Below are 16,922 nucleotides of genomic sequence, written 5' to 3' on the forward strand. Positions count from 1 at the left end.
AGGCATCACATGGAGGGCACATGGCCGATCGCAAGCACGGCATCCCGGCACCCCCGACCGAGACCACGGTCAGGTCCGCCGACTGGGACGGGCGCGACCTGACCGGGGAGACCTACCGGCGGGTGCTGTTCGTCGACGTGGACATGACCGAGCTGATCGACCGCGGCTCGGCCTTCGAGGAGTGCACGTTCCGCAATGTGCGCTTCAACGTGTCCGAGCACGAGGACGCCCTCTTCCTCAACTGCACCTTCTCCCGCTGCTCGTTCTTCGACGCGACGTTCAAGGGGTGCAAGCTGACCGGGAGCATGTTCGACGGCTGCTCCTACGGGCTGTTCAAGGTCGACGGCGGCGACTGGTCCTTCGTCGGGCTGCCCGGTGCCGACCTGCGCGGCAGCGCCCTGCACGGGGTGCGACTGCGCGAGGCCGACCTGACGGGGGCCAGGCTGGAGGGCGCCGAGGTCCGGCGGTGCGACCTGTCGGGGGCGTGGCTGCACAGCGCCGACCTCACGGGCTGCGACCTGCGCGGCAGCGACCTGGGAGGCCTCGACCCGCACACGGTCAAGCTCAACAAGGCCATCATCGACCCCTACCAGGCGACGATCGTAGCCACCGCCCTGGGTCTGGAGGTCCGCGACCAGAGCGCGGTCTGAGGCGGTCGGCGGGTGGGCGGCGCCTGGGGATCAGGGTGAGGGACCAGGGTGAGGGATCAGGGCGGGGCGAGGGACTCGGCGAGGTGGCGGAGGCCGGGCAGGGCGGCCATGACCCGGTCACCACGGCGGCGGCGGTCCGCGGAAGTCTCGGCGCCGAGGTCGGCGAGCAGTTCGGTGAGGCCGTCCGCCGGAGCGGGGTGACCGGCGGCGGACAGTTTGGCCAGGCAGCGAGCATGGGTCGCGACCAGCCAGAAGACGGCCTCCCGGTGCAGTCCCTTGTCGACGAGGTCGTGGCCGCCGCCGATGGCGATGGGCTCGGCCTGTTCGGTGATGTCGGAGGCGAAGCGGTAGGACGGGGCCCGCACCCGCTTGGCCAGGTCGAAGACCCGCTCCAGGACGTGCAGGTGATGCCGCACCCGCTCCGGGCTCAGCTCGGCACAGCCCAGCAGGTCGAGCAGGTGCTCATGGTGGCCGGCCAGACCGCGTTCGACGAGCAGCTCGCGCACGGCCTCGTACCGGCGGCGGACGGTCGGGTTGCGCAGGCCCGCCACCAGCAGGACGTGCGTCGTCACCCCGGTGCCGAACAGCCACGCGGCGACCTGTTCGGGCAGCGACGCCCGATCGTCCATGCCGGTGATCCAGCCGCGCACCCTGTTCTCCGCGTGCGTGCAGCGTTCCAGCACCCAGCGCCGGTCGGCGAAGTGCCGCGCCACGACCCGCTGAATCGCGGTGAGCCGCCCTGTCGGGTCGGCGAGCACCCCGGGCCGATGGAAGGCACCGGCGAGGTGATAATGCCCCAGCACCGCCTCGGCCTGCTCGCCCAGATCCGCCGCCGGACCAAGCTCCCGCCCTAGGGCCTCAGCCGTCCGATCGAGCTCCCGCCCTACGGAGTTCGTCGTCGGACCGGGGTCGCGTCCTTCGGGGTTCGCCGTTGGGGCGAGGTCCTGCCAGGAGAGGAAGGACACCTCCAGCAGGACGCCGTCGTACAGGAACTTGCCGCCGGCGGCGGGTGGGGGCGAGGGGGTGTTCAGGACGACCAGGACGTCCACGTCGGAGCTGTCGGGGAGGGTCGTGTCCGGGTGGGCCCACAGGGCGGAGCCGGTGAGGAGGGCGCCGGCGAAGCCCGGCAGGCGGGCGCCCTCGTCGAGCACCCACTGCCGGGCTATCCGCCTGGCTCGCTCGATCAGCATCAACGGCCTCCCAGCACAGCAACGAACCCTACCCCGGGCAGGCGGGTTCGCGCCGGAGGGGAGGTTCGTGGCGGCCTTGATCGGGCAGCGGAAAGGGATGGACACCGCCGCGATCGAGGGGCCTGAGCTGGAGCACCTCGTCCGCCAGAAGCTCGCCGGCGCGGGTTTCACCGTCGAGCCGTCCCTCATACCGGCCGACGGCGGGCTCGGCGTCTGGCACGAGCCCGGCCGCGGCGTCCTGGTCCGCTGGGGCGCGCCCGACGAGCCGCCCGCCGAGCACCGGGGCAGGCACGACACCCTGCTCACCGCCGTACGGCTGGCGTTACGGACGATCCTCACCGACGCGGGTTTCGTCGTGGAGGAGGAATGCGAGCGTCCGCAGCTGACGGTGGTGTCCGTACGGTCAGCCGACGGGGGCGGGTGAGCCGCCGCCGCGCAGCGAGCGGCCGGCCTCGTGCAGGGAGCGCATGGCCTGTGCCCAGGAGGCGATGAGCCCGGTCTCGACGTACTCGACGCCGAGCGCCGCGCAGTGTTCGCGCACGATGGGCTGCGCCTTGCGCAGGTTGGGCGTCGGCATGCTGGGGAACAGGTGGTGCTCGATCTGGTAGTTGAGCCCGCCCAGCGCCGTGTTGATCAGGTGGCCGCCGCGGACGTTGCGGGAGGTGAGGACCTGGCGGCGCAGGAAGTCCAGCCGGTCCTCGCCGGTGAGCACCGGCATGCCCTTGTGGTTGGGGGCGAAGGTGCAGCCGAGGTAGACGCCGAACAGGGCCTGGTGGACGGCTAGGAAGACCAGCGCCTTGCCGATCGGCAGCACGGCGAAGACGGCGCCGAGGTAGGCGAGGTCGTGGACGATGAGCGTCACCGCCTCGGTGCGCCGGTGCTTGAGGGTGGGCTTGCGCAGCGAGCGCAGGCTGGAGACGTGCAGGTTGAGGCCTTCCAGCGTGAGCAGCGGGAAGAACAGGAACGCCTGCCAGCGGCCGATGAGGCGCGGCAGGCCGGTGCTGACCTCGGCCTGCTTGGCGGACCAGATGAGCACGTCGGGCGCCACGTCGGGGTCGTGGTCCTCGTGGTTGGGGTTGGCGTGGTGGCGGGTGTGCTTGTCGGTCCACCAGCCGTAGCCGAGGCCGATGCCGAGGTTGCCCACCAGGTGGCCGGCGATCCGGCTGGGGCGGCGGGAGCGGAACACCTGCCCGTGCGCCAGGTCGTGGGCCAGCAGCCCCATCTGGGCGAACACGACGGCGAGGAAGGCCGCGACGAGGATCTGCCACCAGGAGTCGCCGACGAGGGCGAAGGCCACCCAGCCGCCGACGAAGCAGGTCACGACCGTGGCGATCCTGACCGTGTAGTAGACGGGCCGGCGATCGAGCAGCCCCTCCTGGACGATGCGGCGGGAGAGCTGGGAGAAGTCACTGCCTCTCCTCTCCGGGCTCACGGGCGCGCGTTCGATCGTGCTGTCTGCCAAAATCGCTCCGATGCTCGACGGGGTCCAAGCCAAGCATCGTTGAGCCGTCGGCGTGGGCGAACTGCCGCTATCACCCATATTCGTGGTAGTGCCCGCCCTACCATCCGGCGGAGCGGCCGGGCAGAAAAGACCGCGGCAGGCCGCGGTCCCGCCGCGACCTGCCGCGGACCGTCCAGTGCGAGCCGAGGAGCCCCAAGGACTCACCCTGGACAGGTCATCGGTTCAGCGCATCACCTTGACGAACTCCTCCCCGATCGGCTCGGTGTCGCCGAAGACGTGCAGGTCCTGGCGGAAGGCCCGCAGGTAGGACGTCCTGTCGTGGAAGGTGCCGGACAGCGCGTCGCCGTAGTCGATGAGCTCGCCGTGCCGGTGCCTGCGGGGCTCGTACCCCGTCTCGAGCATCTTGTCCAACAGGTCCTGGTCGCCCTCGGCGGCGCAGATGATCTCGGCGAGGATCTCCGCGTCGTGCAGGGTGTAGCTCATGCCCATGCCGGTCATCGGGTGGGTGGCGAACGCGGCGGAGCCCAGCAGGGCGGCGTTGCCCTTGTGGTAAGCGGCCACGCGCAGGGCGGCGATGGGGATCGACTGCCAGGAGGCGGAGCCCAGCACGGTGTAGGCGTCGGCGTTGTCGGTGACGAGCCCGCCGAGCGCGTCGAGCAGCGCCGGCGCGCCGGCTCCGAACACCTCGCGGTCGGCGTCGGCGGGCAGGCCGACGAAGACCCGGGCCTGGTCGTGGTTGACCGGGTACAGGTAGCTGAACCAGCCGTCGGAGTTGAAGTAGAGCCGGTTGAGCTGGGCGACGCTGGCGGTCAGCGGCACGGTGGCGACCCGCAGCAGGTGCGGGTACGACGTGCTCTCCTTCTCGATGCCGAGCGCCTGGCGCACGGCCGAGCGGGTGCCGTCGGCGCCGATGACGACGTTCGCCTGGAGCTCGCGGCCGTCGGCGAGCGACAGGTGCTCGACGCGGTCGCCGTCGCGGGCCAGGTGGTCGATCTGGGAGTCGAACCAGAACTCCACGCCCTGCATGGCGCAGGAGGAGTAGATGACCTCGACCAGCTCGCGGTAGGGGCGGATGAGGAAGCCGTCGGGGTAACGGCATTCCTGGATCGACTCGCCGTCGTGGTAGTAGCGGACGATGTCGCGTTTGAGCGCGTGCCGTTCGACCAGGCTCACGAGCCCGTGCCGGGCCAGCACCTGCATGCCGGGGCGTTTGACGAAGTCGGCGCCTGCGGTCGGGACGGACGGTCCCTGCTCGACGACGACGACGTGTCTGCCGCTGCGGCCCAGCAGGAGTGCCAGGAAGCAGCCGCCGAGGCCGGCGCCGACGATCGCTACGTCGCAGGATGTCACTGCCATGATGAGAGCCCTTCTGGTGATCGAACAAGCGTGCCCCCGAGGGGACGGGTGGGCGAGCCGGCGGTGGCCCTCATGGCGGGGGCGGGGGCGGTGGCTCGCCGCTGCTGTGGAATGGCGGTGGTGGGACTGGTTACGGGGCTCTCTCCGGTCTGCTGCGCGGGCAGCAGCGCGTCCGCCTCGGCCGCGACGGTGGCGAGGGTGGTGCGAAGCTCCAGCAGCATCCGGCGCGGCACCAGGACCATGACCTCGCCGGTGGCGTGCGGCATCCGGAGCATCTTGATCAGGGCCAGGGCGCCGACGAGTACGGAGACGGCCACGCAGATGGCGAGCGCGCTGGCGAGCCCGCCCAGTGGCCCGGTCATGAACGGGTGGTCGATGAGGACCGACACGGCTGCGACGCCGACGGCTCCGCCGACCATCCGGGACATGACCGCCGCGCCGACCGCGGAGGCGTACTGATGCGGCTGCGCCGTCAAGGTGGTGGCCATCGAGGTGCCGGGGGCCAGCGCGCCCACGCCGATACCGACGCCGACGCTGGCCGCCAGGCCCCACAGGGTGGGCGAGGTCTGCGCCAGCGCCACCACGCAGGAGCCGCCGCACACCGCCGCGCCGAGATAGATCAGTCCGTACGGGCCGATCTTGCGTACGACCTTGCCCCCGAGCCAGGCGGTGACGGCCACGGCCACCGAGGTCGGGGTCAGCCACAGGGCCACCTCCACCATGGGGAAGCCGAGCTGGAGCAGGTAGAGCGGCTGGAGGGTCAGCAGGCCGTACGACAGGACGCCGAATCCCCAGGTGGCCACCCAGCCCCAGGCGAACCCGGGCCGGCGCCACAGGGTCAGGTCGATGGCGGGCACGCGGTGGCGGCGGGCCTGCGCCAGTGCGGCGAGGAGCAGGACGAGGCTGGCGCAGGCCAGCCAGGCCGCGTCCATCCCCCATGTCGTCATCTTGGAGATGGCGAGCACGATGGTCGCGATCGAGGCGGCGAGCAGCCAGCCGCCGAGCATGTCGGGCCGGCTGGCGCGCACGGCGGGGCGGTCGGTGCTTCGGGGCAGCCAGGCGCAGGCCACGAGCAGGAGCACGCCGGTCACGACGACCGGCGCGAACAGGGCACGCCAGCCGAATCCGGCCGCCAGCCAGCCGCCAGCCGCCTGCATGAGCAGGCAGCCGACGCCGGAGGCGGAGCTCCACAGTGCGATGGCGCCGCGCCGCTGCTGTTCCGGTAGTTCGCCGAGCAGGACGGCGAGGCTCGCGGGGATCATCGCCGCGGCGCCCGCGCCCTGGATCGCCCGGGCCACCAGCACGCCCGGCCAGGAGGGTACGGTGAGGGTCGCGATCCCGCCGATGATGAACACCAGCAGTCCGATGACCAGCACCCGCCTGCGCCCGAACAGGTCGGCCCACCGGCCTGCCGTGGCCAGCAGCGAGGCGATCGGCACGAAGGCCGCGCTCGTCAGCCAGACCAGGTCGTTGAGCGGCATGCCGTTGCCGGCGGCGCTGTTGCGCATCAGGCCGACGGCGAGAGTGGTGGCCGTGGTGTCGGCCATGACCGTGAACATGACGCCGGCAGCGACCAGCCGTAGCAATGTCGCGCGCCGGGGGGCGTCGGGACCAGGGACCGAACCTGGCTGCACGGCCGCTGGGGACGAACGCACGTGGCCACCTCCATGAGAGCTCTATGTGGTCCGCCTGCTGGCGCGGTCGAGTACCGGCGCCAGCAGGCCGGGGGAGAGAGGAGTCGTTTCAGGCGCTGATGCTGTAGCGTCCGGGCGAGATCACGCCGCCCGGGTCGAAGGCGCCCTTGAGCCGGTGGAGCATGCTGATCGTGCCGGGGCTGCTCTGCGCGTAGACGTCCGCGGCGGAGTTGTCGATGTCGGAGCGGTAGATGACGCAGCCGTAGCCGCGCAGCAGGCCGCCCGCCTCCTGGCGGAGCCGGTGGGCGCGCGCCGGGGCGTCCGGCACGTCACGGTCGAAGAAGATCTGGAGGACGCCGTTGGCGAGGTTCCTGCTGACCAGGTTCCACTCCAGCAGGCCGGCGGTGCCGTTGACCTCCACGGCGGCCCGCAGCACCTGCAGGATGTTCTCGGTCGAGCGGGCGTCCATCGGCAGCTGCGGCAGCAGGGCGAGGAAGCCCATCCGCCCGCTGTCGACCTGGTCGCAGGAGCTGAGGCCGAGCGCCTTGTGCACGCCGGTGCAGGTGGGGATGCCCTGGGCCATGAGGGCCCGGTTGTACAGCGGGTCGTCGGGCCTGACGGCGGTGGCGTCCAGGACCTGCAGGTTCTCGGCGCCCTCCACTTCCAGGAGCGCCTTGCGGAGCAGTTCCTCGGCCAGGCGCACCGTCTCCCCGCTGCCGATCAGCGGTCCGACGATGGTGAACAGCTCGGGGTCCACCCCGGCCGGCAGCGTCCATTCGCCGCGGCTGGGCACCAGGGCGAGTTCGCGCACCCGGATCAGGCCTTCTGCCGGGTTGCCACGCCGTAGGAACGCTCCCATGGCGCTGACGGCCCGCTCGGCCTGGTCGCGCGGGATGCGGGCCCAGACCAGTCCGAAGGCCTGCGGCCGGGGCACCAGCGCGATGGCCATCGCGGTGACGATGCCGAGGTTGTGCTGGACGAACGCGCCGGTCAGGTCGGGACCCGCGACGCGGCCGCGGTAGCGGCCCCAGGTGTCCAGGCCGCCGGTGGTGATCACGCTGCCGTCGGGCATGACGGCCTCGAGGCCGACCACGTCGTGCACGCGGGAGCGGACCGAGCCGTCGCCACGTTCCAGGGCGTTGCCGAGCACGGAGGTGTCGGCGCAGGAGGCGGTGACGTTCAGCAGCCACGGCGTCTCGCGCAGTTCCTCGGCCAGCTGGGCCTGGGTCACGCCCGGCTCGACGACGGCGAAGCCGTTCTCGAGGTCCAGGCTGCGGATGCGGTTCATGCCGCCGAGGTCGACGACGATGTTCTCATCGGTGGCGGGGACACCTGATCCCATGCCCCAGTTGCGGCCCGTGCTGTACGGGAAGAGACGGCGGCCGTCCGCGGCGGCGCACCGTACGAGGGCGCTCACCTCGGCGACGCTCTGCGGCCGTACTTCGCCTGCGATCGCCCGGGGGCGGTGTGCTCCGACGTCGCGCACTGCCGGCGCCAGTCGCGATTGACCCTGCATGACACTCCTCTTGGCTGAAGTCTCTTGTGCGGTTCCCTGGCGGAGATTCGCCTCCGCCGCGGGTCCCCCCGCTGGTCCCTCGATCAGGCGGTGCGCTGGAGCAGGTCGTCTATCGAGCCGATGGCCCGGTTGGACATCTCACGGATCTGCTGCAGGCGCTGGTTGACGTGGGGCTCCGGCTCCTGCGGCGGAGGCATGGTCTCGTCCTGGACGTCGAGCACGGCGAGGCGCGCCCTGCGGGGCGTCTGGCGCCGGTCGCCGCCGTAAGGGTGGCGGTAGGCCTCTTCGGCCGGTGCGTGATGCGGAGTGGCAGCGGGTTCTTGGGACGCTCGCCGGGCGAGGTCGGACTGGAGGTGCATGACGGGGCTCCTACCAAACGGTGATCTCAGTGCGGTCGGCCTTGACGTCGTGGCGGCATCCACGGGGTGGTGATGCGGATGAACGTTCATCTGGATGCCACCTCCCACCAAGGCCCTCGCCGGGGTGCTATGTGTAAACCCTGACTAATTGCGTGCACCCCGATCCTGCCAGGTGCCCCCTTTCTGTCAACTGCCACTTTACGTATGGGACGCGCCGGGGCCCCTCGCCCGACCTGTGCGCCCCCGTCCGTCACGAGGCGGCACGCCCGCCGCTCCCGCCGCGTCAGTCCGCCGTTTCGGCAGGACTCGGAAGGTGAATGCGGCTCGGCGGACCATCCATGATCTACAGTCCGCGATATGGCGCAAAGGATAGGTGGACGTTCCCTGGGGTTCGCTAAAGCCGACCTTCCGGCTACAGCCACGAAGCCCGCTCGCACTGTGTCGATGACCGCCATGGCGGTCGCGTGCCTGCTGTGGCCGCTGCCCGCGTCCCCCGCGGCGGCGGGCGTCGCGTACTGCCCGCTGCCGGAGGACGAGCCGACCGGCGCCGGCGCGGTGTCCTGGATCTATCCCAGCCCGCCGCCGCGGGAGCCCGAACCCACCGCCGAGCAGCGGCGGGACTACGCGGGATTCCCGAACGCGGCGGCCATCGACACGGTCGGCCCGGACGGCTCACCTCGACGCCACACCATCGTCACCTACTCCAAGAACATCGACGTGGTCATGCCGTACGTCAGCGCCGCGGCCACCTCCGGCGACGACGGCCGCACCTTCGGCCCGCCGGCCCGGACGCCGCTCCGTGAGGCGCCCGTCCAGCTGCACGACGGCCGCCTGTTCGCCACGGAGTACTACCTGACCGGCGTGAGCGCGCACACGGCGAGCCTGGGCATCCTCACCTCGGCCGACGGCGGCGAGAGCTGGGCCCGCGCCGAGGCCGTCTTCGGCACCCCGGAGGAGCTCGCGGGCGGCGGCGTCGCGCACGGCCGGCCGATCCAGCTGGCCGACGGCACGATCCTGGTGACGGTGTACGGCCGCTACGCCGACACCGGCCTGGACCAGTCCGAGGTGTACGGCAGCGCGGACGGCGGCAGGAGTTTCACCCGGCGCGGCGTGATCGGCCGGCCGGACGGCCGGTACGCCTACAACGAGGCCGCGATCGAGCAGGTGGCCGACGGCAGCCTGCTGGCGGTGCTGCGCCGCGAGGGCGGCGGCGCCTACGCCACCCTGGCCTACAGCCGCTCCACCGACGCGGGCGTGACCTGGTCTCCCCCGCAGGACCTGCGGCTGCCCGGCCAGGACTGCCTGGTGCGCGGCGTGGCCCCGCGGCTGCTGCTGATGCCGGGCGGCGTCCTGGTGCTGAGCGCGGGCCGCCCCGACGTCTGGGTCGCCCTGTCCTTCGACGGGCTGGGCGGGCGGTGGGACCGGCAGCGGGTGACTTACCACAACCGGGACGGGGTCTACGACGCGCACGGCACGTCCGGCTACACCGGCATCGCGGCCGTCGGGCCGTACCGGCTGCTGCAGGTCTTCGACAACTGCAAGTTGCCGGGCGCCCGCCGGGACGGCTCGCTCAACGAGACGGCCTGCCCGGCGAGCGGCCTGTTCGAGCACGGCAGCTGGTACGCCATCAAACGCCGCCATCTGGACATCCCACCCCCCGGCGCCGGCAGGCTGGATCTGGCGGCGCTGCACCGGTCCGGGAAACTCACAGTGAACACCACGATGACGTGGACCAGCCCGCGCCGTCCGCGCGCCCGTCCCGGCGGCGCCTTCGACGGCAGCACCGGCTACTGGTCCAGCGCCGTCGCCGCCGGGCCCGGCCGGTACGTCCTGCACCTGAACCGGGTGCGCGCCTTCACCCGGATCGGGCTCAGCCTGCGCCGGGGGCACGCCGCGAGCGCCCGCGTGTTCGTCTCGCGGGACGGCCGCTCCTGGGGCTCCCCGGTCGTGCGGGTGACCGGCCGCACCGACTACGCGCTGCGCCACCAGGCTCTGACCACGCCCGTCAAAGGCCGCCACGTCAAGATCGAACTGGATGCCACCGGGAACTGCGACCCGGAAATCGGCCGCACCTGCGCGATGCTGAACGAGGTGGAACTATATGCGAGGCCCAAGCGCGCATAACCTCAGTAAAATGCCACATGTCGCATAAGAATCATGCCCTTGACAGAGAAATTGACTTTTCTTGACAATGGAGAGACATCCTTATTGATGGGACAATTGGTGATAGTCAAATTTTCCACAGGAAATATCCCGGCGCACCGGGCAGCGGGAGCGCGGATGCACATCCTTGACACCCCGGTGGGGCGGGTGCCGCGCTCCCGCCGCGCGCGCCGCGCGGTTCGCGCCGGCCGTCAGCGGTCGCGGCGAGGCTGGTCGCGCAGAGGCCGGTCGCGCTGCGGCTGGTCGCGCTGCGGCTGGTCGCCCTGGTCCAGGGTCTCGCCGTCCTGGTCGACCTCGAACCGCTCCTTGCGGACCTTCCCGTGCACCGTCTCGTCCCTGCTGACCTTCTCCTTGCGCATCCGCACCCGCTCGACGGGCGTGCTCTCGGTGCCGACGACAGGGCGCTCCTCGTAGAGGGTGAACGTCTCCTCTTCCTCTTCGCCGAACTCGCGTCCGTGAATCGGCTGGCCACCGACGATGGGCTCGCGCTCGATCACCACCTCGTCGCGCTCGAGCGGGATGGTCTCCTCGACGTTCTCGCTCTCGACGTACTTACGCAGCCGTACGTGCCCGGACTCCCTTCTCTCCTTCCCGACGCGCATGTGCTCTTCCGAGCGGATCATGTCGACGTCGTCGTCGCGGTCGCGTGCCGTTCCGGGCTTCCGGCCGGTGGCACCGGTCATCCCTGCGGCGGCGCCCGTGCCGGCTCCGGTTCCCGGACCCGGCCGGGGCGCCTCGGGCCGCGGCGCCTCCGACCGCCCCATCCCCGGCCGTCCCATCTCCTGCCGCCCAGCGTCCTGCCGCCCTGTCTCCGGTCGCCCTGTCTCCGGTCGCCCTGTCTCCGGTCTCGCCGTCCCGGTGGCCGGGCCTCTCCCCTGGCCCTCCTGGCGCTGGGGCGGGACGCTCGATGGCTGCATGCCGTAGTAGCGGTAGAGGCCGGCCTCCTCCTCCAGGGTCAGGCGGTCGTCCGAGTCGTCGATGGCGGGCGCGCCCTTGATCTTCTCCTTGTCGAAGGGCACGCGGAGCATGCCCGAGCTGCGGTGTGCGCCGGTCAGCGGCACGAAGCTCTCCTTCGTGCCGAAGAACCCGGTCTTCACCGTCACCCACTCGGGTTCGCCCGTGCGGTCGCTGAGGTATACCTGTCCGACCTTGCCGATCTGCTGGCCGTCCGAGCCCACGACACGACAGTCGAGCAGGCTGCGGATCTCTGTTTGCGTAGACACGACGATCCCCCGAATCGTTGTCCCCGCCGGCCGATTCACACGCCGGCGGGTGGTTCAAGACGGACAAATACCCCAGACACCTACAAGCGCACACCCATTGTTCAGACTTTGCCCTTTATCGGCATTTCACGACAATTCCTACAAAAGCGACGTTAGCTCTCCTCCAGCGCCTTCTTGGTCAGGAGTGAATGGTGTCGCATGACCTGAAGCGCGCTCTTGGCCATCGCCTTCACCTCGGGCGAACTCCCCTTCTTGATCTCCGTCCGCGTCTGACCCATCGCGGTCGCGTGCCGCTTGCGCATCGCGGTGAGGAACGCCTTGTCGAAGTCCTTCCCCGAGGCCTCCTCCAGCGCCTTGCCGGCCTTCTCCTGCTCCTCCGACGGCGCGGCCGGCAGCTCGACCCCCAGCCGGGCCGCCGCCTGGGTGAGCTCGGCGTCGAGCTCGGCGTGCGCGGTGACCAGCTTCGCGCCCAGCTCCCTGACGGCGGCGGCGGCGCCCTTGCGCTCGGCCAGGCCGCCCGCCAGCTTCTCGGCCAGGTAGTCCCGGTGGATCTTCTTCATCCAGATCCTGTCCTGGTCGGACGGCGCGACCTGACCGGCCGCCGAGCCCTGCGGTGACGCGGCCGGCGCCATCCCGGCCCCGGTGGTGGCCTGGCCGCAGCCCGCCGTCGCCGTGGCCACGGCGAGCGCGAGCGGAAGGAGATACGAACGCTGAATTGTCATGACTGTCCCCCGAATAAGCTTGCCTACCGTCAGCGGCAGGTCAGTCACGTACAGTAATCACAACCGGTACGCCTCCGCCCGCCGTGCCACGCCGGTGACCGCCGACGGATCGGCAAAGAATTTCGCGACGGACGGTTGGGCTCGGCAGACAGGGGAATGGCAGGCAATTCATGTACGTCGAACGCGAGGAGGAGCCCTAGTGCTCACCCTGACAGCCAACGCAGCACAGGCCATCCGAGACCTGACCGCGGCGGCGCCCGAGCCGACGCAGAGTGGCATCCGCATCTCGTCCCAGGGGGAGGGCGCCAACTCGCTGACTCTCTCGCTGGCCACGGCTCCCGAGCCGGCCGACGAGGTCGTGGAGGCGGAAGGCGCCCGCGTCTACCTCGACCCGGTGGCCGCGACGGTGCTGGACGACAAGTCCCTCGACGCGGGCGCCGACGACCAGGGCGCCGTCTCCTTCCTGGTCACCGAACGCCCGGCCTGACCCGCCAGCGCCGGTCCGGTGCCCGGCTCCGCACCGGACCGGCGGCCGGCCAGGCTGCGGTCAGCCGGCCGCGAGCAGCTTGTGCAGGTAACGCAGCTGCTCCTCACGCTGGTAGCCGCTCCCGCCCTCGTGGCCGTTCCACGGCCAGATCGTGATCTCCTTGGCTCCCTGCCAGTGGTTGTAGGCGGCGAAGACCGTGGAGGGCGGGCAGATGAAGTCCATCAGCGCCACCGAGTACAGCGCGGGCACCCGGCCCCGGGCGGCGAAGTTGACGCCGTCGAAATACGACAACGTGGTGAAGACCTGGTCGGCGGCGTCCCTGCGGGTCGCCAGGAACCGGACGAGCTCCTGGTACGGGTCCTTGTCGGTGATCTCCAGGGCCCGCCGGAAGTGCGTCAGGAACGGCACGTCGATGAGCGCGGCCCGCACGCCGGGGTGCAGCACGGCCGTCGCCTGCGCGATGCCACCGCCCTGGCTGCCGCCGGAGACGATGATGCGCTCCGCGTCCACGGCGGGATGCCCGGCGGCGGCCTCGACGGCCCGCACGGCGTCGGTGAAGACCCGCCGGTAGTAGTAGTCGTCGGGGTCCAGGATGCCGCGGGTCATCATGCCCGGCGCCTGCGGGGAGTCGTTGCCGTGGGGGTCGCCGGTCGCGCCGGGGCTCTGCGTGTTGGCGCCGCCATGGCCGCGCGTCTCCATGACGAACACGGCGTGACCGGCCGCCGGCCAGATGAGGTGGTCGTGCGGGAACCCGCGCCCGCCGCTGTAGCCGATGTAGTGCATGACGCAGGGCAGCGGCCCCTCGGCGCCGCTCGGCGTCAGGAACCAGCCGTTGATCCGATGCCCGCCCCACCCGGCGAAGGAGACGTCGTACACCTCGACGTTGGTGTACGGAGCCTCGTACGGGGTGAAGGTCGCGTCCAGGGGGAACTCTCGCGCTTCGGTGAGCGTACGGGACCAGAAGTCGTCGAAGTCGGCGGGCTCGTCGCGCTCGGGGCGGTAGTCGCGAAGCTGCTCAAGCGGCAGGTCGAACAGAGGCACTGATAACTCCAGCCAGTAGAGGATGGTGATATTTCACCGTATTGGCTGGCGTCGGTGCCATCCCACCCCCTTGAAGGCCTTCCGCTCCCGAACGTGTCCCCAGCCGTCAGGTAGCGCAGTGATCGCTCGCTTGAGGGGGGCAGGGCCCTGTGCGGGCGTTTGTCGTAGCCGGATTGGCCTGTCAGGCAACAGCCTCGATAAGCCCAAAACCCACATTGGGATCATCTTGAAAGGGTCGGCGACGGTGAAGAGCTGACCGGCCAGCGACGCAACCCCGCCGGGTGGAATGGCTGGAGCGAGCCCTGCGAACCGCTCCGCGGCACCCTGAGCGAGGAGTCGTTTCAGCGCCTGATCTCGGCCCTGACCGTCGTGGTCGACTGGGAGGCGCAGATCGTCCTGCGTGACGTCCGCGGCCTGGAGCCCCAGGCCGAACGGGAGGCCATCATCTGGGGACGCACGCAGCCTGGTCACAGCAGCGATCAAGGACCACGAAGCGACGCTGCTGTCAGGGTGAACCGCGGAGATCGAGCGGAAGAGCCGGGAGTTCTGGTTGGTGGGCATGGGGTGGATGATGGCCGGTGTGGGAGGGTCATTCCGAGGCGGGAGCTTTGCGCGTGTGGCCCATCGCAGGAAGGCGTGCTTGCGCCGGCGGGCGATGAAGCCGGCCACGCGACGTCATCGACCGCGAGCCACGGCGCGACCGCCAGGGCCGTGGGCGTGAGCCCGGCGAACGTCGCGACCTCGCGGTGAAGGTGGGACTGGTCGACGTAGCCGTTCTCGGCGGCTACGCGGGCGGCGGCGTGACCCGCCGCGAGAAGGTGGGCGGCGTGGTCGAAGCGCACCAGCCGGGCGGCGCATTTGGGCGTGATGCCGAGCTGGGACCGGAAGCGGGACCACAGGCGCTTGCGGCTCCAGCCGACCTCGTCCGCCAGGCCGTCGACCCGCACCCGGCCCCGGCTGGACAGCGTCCGCCGCCAGGCGTGGGCGACCTGGGGGTCGACCGGCGGGTGGTCACTCAGCCGCCGACCTACGATGTCCACCGCTATCGTGAAGCGTTCGTCCCACGACGTGGCGGTGCGCAGCCTGTCCTCGGCTTGCCCGGCGTCGCGGCCCCAGACGTCCTCAAGAGCTGCCACCGTCCCGCTGAGCTCGGCCGATGCGCCGCCCAGCAACGCAGCCGCCGCGACCGGATCCAGCCGGATCTGGAGCAACTGTCCGGCTCCCCGGCCAGTTGCCTGGAGATCGCCGGGGACTAGCCCGACGACGACGCTGCCGCGCTCGTGCCGGCCAGAGGCTTCGTAGACGGCACCTTCTCCCTCACCCAGATCGACGAGCAGGGTGACGGACGGGTAGGCGATCATGGAGATGTCCACCGAGGCCGGGGCACGATGGCAGAACCCGGCCATGCTGACCCCCGGCAGCCGAACCGACGGGCGTGGGACTGCGATGTCCACCCACGCCTGGTCAGATGGCATTCCGGCAGGCGACACGTGGCCAGTCTAGGCATCAGGGATTACGGGTCGTCGTCGGCCCCGCCGCCGTGAAGTCCAGCAGCAGTTTGCCGATCGTCTCGGGTGCTTCCAGCATGGGAAGGTGCCCGACACCGGGTAGCAGCTCGACCCGCGCGCCCGGCACCGCGTCGTATCGGTGCGCCGACGACGGCTCCCAACGGGGATCGGCAGCACCGAAGATCACCTGCACGGGGGCTCTGAGGGCGGCGAGCCGCTCGGGCACGCTCCGTTCGGCGATGTACGCGGTGCTCTGGCGCAGCACCGTCCTCATCACGCGGTAGGTGATGCCCTGTACATCGGCGACCACGTCGTCCGGGAGGTCCACGGGGCGAACGGCCGTCGCGCTGATCCCCTTGCGGATCATCGCATCCGAACGCCTCGGCCACATGAGCGGGCCCAGCGGCGGGGCCAGCAGCACCCGAAGGATGAACGGCTGCCGGAGGAGCGCATCCGGACTCGGGCCACTACTGATCAACGTAAGCGAACGCACGAGGTCTGGACGTTGCTCGGCCAGCGCGGTGGCAACGTAGCCACCGCTGGAGTGCCCGGCCACGGCGACGTGACGAAGCCGGAGGTCGTCCAGCAGCGCCGCCACCTGACCCGCCTGCGCGGGCACGTCATACGACGGCGCGGGCGGGGACTGGCCGCAACCCGGGAGGTCGACCCGGATGACGTGATGGTGACCGGCCAGCGCCGGGACCACCGGACCCCAGAAACCGCCCGAGGCCCCCGACCCGTGGATGAGCAGCAACGGTGGCGCCTGCCGCGGGCCGTCATGGACCACGTGCATCCCATGCGAACGTTCAATGTCGTATTCACTCATGCGGAGACTGTGCACGGGCGGTCGACTATCAGTCTTGGACAAATGTTCCCGCGGAGTTGAAGGCCGACCGTCCGCCACCATCGTCTGGTCGGGGTTGCCGTGCGTTAGCGGTCATCGGGAAACCGTAGTCCACCGCGGCCTTGGGCAGCTCACCCACGTGCCGCGGGAACCGGCCCTCCTGCTCGAAGAACTTCAGCATCAGGCCGAACCCCAGGCGGGTCGCCCCCGTCTCGTTCCCTACCAGCTCCCAGTCGCCGTCCAGCAGCGTCCACGCTGCGATCAGCTCTTCCGGCACTCACTCCCGCCGCACCCGAACCCGCTCTCCACGCGACCGTCTCCGACACGAACACGATCAAGTAGCAATCCCACCGAACCAGCCACATTCACCGCTCCGAGAGGATCACGAATCGCAATCGTGATGTCTCACTCCGCTACCTGGCGGCTGAGGACATGTTCGGGAGCGGAGGGCCTTAAGGCAGGATCGCGCGGATTCCGGGTAGTGGGCGGTATGGACGCGTATCTGGTGCAGACGACCAGCACCCACCTCTCCCCCGGCATGGTCCTGGACGCCCCCGCCTATGACGACGACTTCCTCCTGGACTTCGGCGACGACACCGAGACGCGGGCGCAGCTGATCCGCGACGACGGCGGGCGTCCCCTGGTCCGGGTCGGCGGTTACATGACCATGGACGGCACCGTCGTCGCCGAGCGGCTGTGGACGGTTCGGGAGGTGCTCGAACAGGACGGGCGGCGCCTGGTCCGGCTGGGCGAGCCCTTCCGGTGAA

At 70.7% G+C, this 16,922-nt stretch carries 17 protein-coding genes; 5 read left to right on the top strand and 12 right to left on the bottom strand.

Translation table 11 applies throughout. From position 1 onward, the window contains the following. Positions 1 to 20: 20 nt before the first annotated feature. Positions 21 to 650 carry a pentapeptide repeat-containing protein gene (locus ACIBQX_RS02570; RefSeq protein WP_396999796.1) on the top strand — a complete coding sequence of 210 codons (630 nt, stop codon included), beginning with the start codon at positions 21 to 23 and terminating at the stop codon, positions 648 to 650. Between the two features lie 56 nt (positions 651 to 706). On the opposite strand, the gene ACIBQX_RS02575 is transcribed toward ACIBQX_RS02570, so the two are convergent. Beyond that, a complete protein-coding gene (locus ACIBQX_RS02575; protein ID WP_396999798.1) occupies positions 707 to 1,840 on the bottom strand; it encodes a hypothetical protein in 1,134 nt (377 codons plus the stop codon). Positions 1,841 to 1,907: 67 nt separating this feature from the next. Here ACIBQX_RS02575 and ACIBQX_RS02580 point away from each other — a divergent pair, with 67 nt between their 5' ends. Continuing rightward, a complete protein-coding gene (locus ACIBQX_RS02580; RefSeq protein WP_396999800.1) occupies positions 1,908 to 2,264 on the top strand; it encodes a hypothetical protein in 357 nt (118 codons plus the stop codon). On the opposite strand, the gene ACIBQX_RS02585 is transcribed toward ACIBQX_RS02580, so the two are convergent. The 5 genes from ACIBQX_RS02585 to ACIBQX_RS02605 all read right to left on the bottom strand — a co-directional run bounded on the left by ACIBQX_RS02585 (position 2,244) and on the right by ACIBQX_RS02605 (position 8,167). Beyond that, positions 2,244 to 3,305, bottom strand: coding sequence for a fatty acid desaturase family protein (locus ACIBQX_RS02585; protein ID WP_397001516.1), 1,062 nt, complete (start codon positions 3,303 to 3,305; stop codon positions 2,244 to 2,246). The two genes, ACIBQX_RS02580 and ACIBQX_RS02585, sit on opposite strands and share 21 nt — an antisense overlap. 219 nt (positions 3,306 to 3,524) lie before the next feature. Then, a complete protein-coding gene (locus ACIBQX_RS02590) occupies positions 3,525 to 4,658 on the bottom strand; it encodes an FAD-dependent monooxygenase (protein WP_396999802.1) in 1,134 nt (377 codons plus the stop codon). After that, a complete protein-coding gene (locus tag ACIBQX_RS02595; protein WP_396999804.1) occupies positions 4,649 to 6,205 on the bottom strand; it encodes an MFS transporter in 1,557 nt (518 codons plus the stop codon). The genes ACIBQX_RS02590 and ACIBQX_RS02595 overlap by 10 nt, the downstream gene beginning before the upstream one ends. A gap of 196 nt (positions 6,206 to 6,401) precedes the next feature. After that, positions 6,402 to 7,808, bottom strand: a complete 1,407-nt coding sequence (locus ACIBQX_RS02600; protein ID WP_396999806.1) for an FAD-binding oxidoreductase — start codon at positions 7,806 to 7,808, stop codon at positions 6,402 to 6,404. Positions 7,809 to 7,891: 83 nt separating this feature from the next. Next, positions 7,892 to 8,167, bottom strand: coding sequence for a hypothetical protein (locus tag ACIBQX_RS02605; protein ID WP_396999808.1), 276 nt, complete (start codon positions 8,165 to 8,167; stop codon positions 7,892 to 7,894). Positions 8,168 to 8,611: 444 nt separating this feature from the next. Between ACIBQX_RS02605 and ACIBQX_RS02610 the strand changes: the two genes are divergently transcribed. Next, positions 8,612 to 10,291, top strand: coding sequence for an exo-alpha-sialidase (locus ACIBQX_RS02610; RefSeq protein ID WP_396999810.1), 1,680 nt, complete (start codon positions 8,612 to 8,614; stop codon positions 10,289 to 10,291). A 230-nt stretch (positions 10,292 to 10,521) separates the two neighbouring features. On the opposite strand, the gene ACIBQX_RS02615 is transcribed toward ACIBQX_RS02610, so the two are convergent. After that, positions 10,522 to 11,553, bottom strand: a complete 1,032-nt coding sequence (locus ACIBQX_RS02615; protein ID WP_396999812.1) for a DUF2382 domain-containing protein — start codon at positions 11,551 to 11,553, stop codon at positions 10,522 to 10,524. A gap of 152 nt (positions 11,554 to 11,705) precedes the next feature. Then, on the bottom strand, positions 11,706 to 12,275 hold the full coding sequence (locus ACIBQX_RS02620; RefSeq protein ID WP_396999814.1) for a DUF4142 domain-containing protein: 570 nt from the start codon (positions 12,273 to 12,275) through the stop codon (positions 11,706 to 11,708). A 199-nt stretch (positions 12,276 to 12,474) separates the two neighbouring features. Here ACIBQX_RS02620 and ACIBQX_RS02625 point away from each other — a divergent pair, with 199 nt between their 5' ends. Further along, on the top strand, positions 12,475 to 12,762 hold the full coding sequence (locus tag ACIBQX_RS02625) for a HesB/IscA family protein (RefSeq protein WP_396999816.1): 288 nt from the start codon (positions 12,475 to 12,477) through the stop codon (positions 12,760 to 12,762). A 60-nt stretch (positions 12,763 to 12,822) separates the two neighbouring features. Here the strand turns inward: ACIBQX_RS02625 and ACIBQX_RS02630 are convergent, their stop codons facing one another. The 4 genes from ACIBQX_RS02630 to ACIBQX_RS02645 all read right to left on the bottom strand — a co-directional run bounded on the left by ACIBQX_RS02630 (position 12,823) and on the right by ACIBQX_RS02645 (position 16,432). Then, the gene (locus ACIBQX_RS02630) at positions 12,823 to 13,803 is read right to left on the bottom strand and encodes an acetylxylan esterase (RefSeq protein WP_396999818.1); all 981 of its coding nucleotides are present in this window, start codon (positions 13,801 to 13,803) and stop codon (positions 12,823 to 12,825) included. A 479-nt stretch (positions 13,804 to 14,282) separates the two neighbouring features. Then, positions 14,283 to 15,278 carry a helix-turn-helix domain-containing protein gene (locus tag ACIBQX_RS02635; RefSeq protein WP_396999820.1) on the bottom strand — a complete coding sequence of 332 codons (996 nt, stop codon included), beginning with the start codon at positions 15,276 to 15,278 and terminating at the stop codon, positions 14,283 to 14,285. 31 nt (positions 15,279 to 15,309) lie between these two features. Then, positions 15,310 to 16,137, bottom strand: coding sequence for an alpha/beta fold hydrolase (locus ACIBQX_RS02640; protein WP_396999822.1), 828 nt, complete (start codon positions 16,135 to 16,137; stop codon positions 15,310 to 15,312). A 28-nt stretch (positions 16,138 to 16,165) separates the two neighbouring features. After that, a complete protein-coding gene (locus tag ACIBQX_RS02645) occupies positions 16,166 to 16,432 on the bottom strand; it encodes a hypothetical protein (RefSeq protein ID WP_396999824.1) in 267 nt (88 codons plus the stop codon). 213 nt (positions 16,433 to 16,645) lie between these two features. On the opposite strand from ACIBQX_RS02645, the gene ACIBQX_RS02650 reads away from it, so the two are divergent. Further along, positions 16,646 to 16,921, top strand: coding sequence for a hypothetical protein (locus ACIBQX_RS02650; RefSeq protein ID WP_396999826.1), 276 nt, complete (start codon positions 16,646 to 16,648; stop codon positions 16,919 to 16,921). Position 16,922 lies beyond the last annotated feature (1 nt).

It is taken from the genome of Nonomuraea sp. NPDC049714 (genome assembly GCF_044465295.1).
GTDB lineage: Bacteria > Actinomycetota > Actinomycetes > Streptosporangiales > Streptosporangiaceae > Nonomuraea.